The organism is Pseudonocardia nigra, from assembly GCF_019396355.1.
Taxonomy (GTDB): domain Bacteria; phylum Actinomycetota; class Actinomycetes; order Mycobacteriales; family Pseudonocardiaceae; genus Pseudonocardia; species Pseudonocardia nigra.
In genome coordinates, this window is sequence record NZ_JAHKRK010000435.1 from 1 (window position 1) to 1,685 (window position 1,685).

Annotated in this window: 4 protein-coding genes; all 4 read right to left on the reverse strand. The window is 72.9% G+C overall.

Annotated features, from left to right (window positions below; all coding sequences use genetic code 11):
* Window positions 1–120 precede the first annotated feature (120 nt).
* The gene (locus KME75_RS41325; RefSeq protein WP_219420429.1) at window positions 121–402 is read right to left on the reverse strand and encodes a hypothetical protein; all 282 of its coding nucleotides are present in this window, start codon (window positions 400–402) and stop codon (window positions 121–123) included.
* Complete coding sequence (locus tag KME75_RS41330) at window positions 399–1,013, reverse strand: hypothetical protein (RefSeq protein ID WP_219420430.1); 615 nt, start codon at window positions 1,011–1,013, stop codon at window positions 399–401. Before KME75_RS41330 ends, KME75_RS41325 begins: the two co-directional genes overlap by 4 nt.
* Window positions 1,010–1,375, reverse strand: coding sequence for a hypothetical protein (locus KME75_RS41335; protein ID WP_219420431.1), 366 nt, complete (start codon window positions 1,373–1,375; stop codon window positions 1,010–1,012). Before KME75_RS41335 ends, KME75_RS41330 begins: the two co-directional genes overlap by 4 nt.
* Window positions 1,372–1,685, reverse strand: a 314-nt coding sequence (locus KME75_RS41340) for an SsgA family sporulation/cell division regulator (protein WP_219420432.1), incomplete at its 5' end; no start/stop codon positions are given. The genes KME75_RS41340 and KME75_RS41335, both read right to left, overlap by 4 nt.

Below are 1,685 nucleotides of genomic sequence, written 5' to 3' on the forward strand. Positions count from 1 at the left end.
AGCAGTGTCAACGCCGGGAACGCCGCCAGCAGGGCGAGCCCGAACGCGATCCCCCGCGGGCCCCGCGGCGCCAGGTCACCGCCGTGGCGATGACCAGGACGACGAACAGCAGGAACACGTTCACGACTGGTCTCCCGTCCGGTCGAGCGGTGAATTGGGGTCACCGGGCACCTCGCGGCGGTGCTGGTCGGTGCGCCTGGTCGTGGCCCGGACCCGCCCCGTGGACGGCCGGCCCGATCCGGCGTGGACCTGCCACGGCTCGGCATCGACGTAGACGCGGCCCAGCACCGTCGCGCCACGGTTGGGGTAGAACCCGGACACCTCGCGCAGCTCGAACCCGGCCGCGAGCGCCACGATGGCGGCCGCGCACTCCGCTTCGGTGCCGATCAGTCGCAGCTTCATCGCGACCACCCCCACGAGCCCGACAGCGGGCCGTGTGTGGTCTGAACGCCGGTGACCCTGTCGACCTCGCGCACCCGCACCGGCACGCCGAGCCCGAGCGCGTAGCCGATCTCGCCGCGGGTCGACTCACCCCAGTAGCCGGTCCTGTCGGTCACCACCAGCACCGACGACGACATGGCGATCTTCGCCCGGTGCAGGGCGTCCAGGCGCACCTTCAACGCACGCCCGGCCGCGTCGCCGCACTCGGTGTTCTGCTCGTCGGGTGGCACGATCACGAACGGGGCCAGCACGATCGCGCCCGCAGCGGTCTCCGCGGCGGCGACCTGAACCATCAGCGGCCAGAACCGCATCGACCCGCACAACGTCACCACCGGCGGGCCCACCCACCCCGGGCGATCGGTCGCCCACGGAAGAACCTCCGTGGCGTCCTCGTCGTCGATGTCTTCCGCGGTGATGTCCATCGACCACCAGCTCGTGCAGCCGCAGCCAGGCCGGGCACAGGCGAACGACGCGGTGGCCTCGGTCCAGTGCTCGCCCGTGGAATGCCCACACTCACCACACGGCCGGTGATCGTCGAGGTAGGCCACCCGGCCCGACGTGGACTCGGTCATCGGGTCGCTCCCACCGCATGCGCGACCGCCTCGGCGATCAGCCGCGCGTTGTGATGACCCATGGACCGGAGCCGGTAGCGGTCGGACCCGAGCGCGATCGCCAGGTCCAGCACCGCGATCTCCGTGGACGACGCCCGGTCGAACTCGCCGGCGTCGAACGCGGCCCGTGCGGCGCTCCAGTCGATCCAGTGCTCGCCGTCGGAGTCCCGGCGCACGCACGCGGCGCGGAACTCGGTCCGGCGCGGGCATACGTCGTGGGCGAGCAGCAACCCCACCGCGGCCTGCACATGCGGGTCGTGCCCGCGCACCCAGGCGCGCAGCCCCGCCACCACTGCGGCCGTGGTCCCGGCCCGGGCGGTCATGACACGCCCCCGGCCTGATCGAGCAGCGTGGCCAGGCCGGCCTCGAGCTGCGTGTGCACGATCGCGGTGGCCTCGTCCGGGCCGACCACCCGATAGGTCGCAACCAGGAAGTCGGTCACCTCAGCCGCGTCCAGGCGCACATCGGCGCACCCGCCCGGGCCGCTGACCCACACCTGCACCCGCGCACCGAGCAGACACACCTGCACGTCCCCACGCCCGGCCGGGCGGACCAAGCCCTCGCCCAGCAACTCCCGCCCGACCAGCCACACCACATCCGCCGCGACGAACCGGATCCGCACCGTCAGCGGGT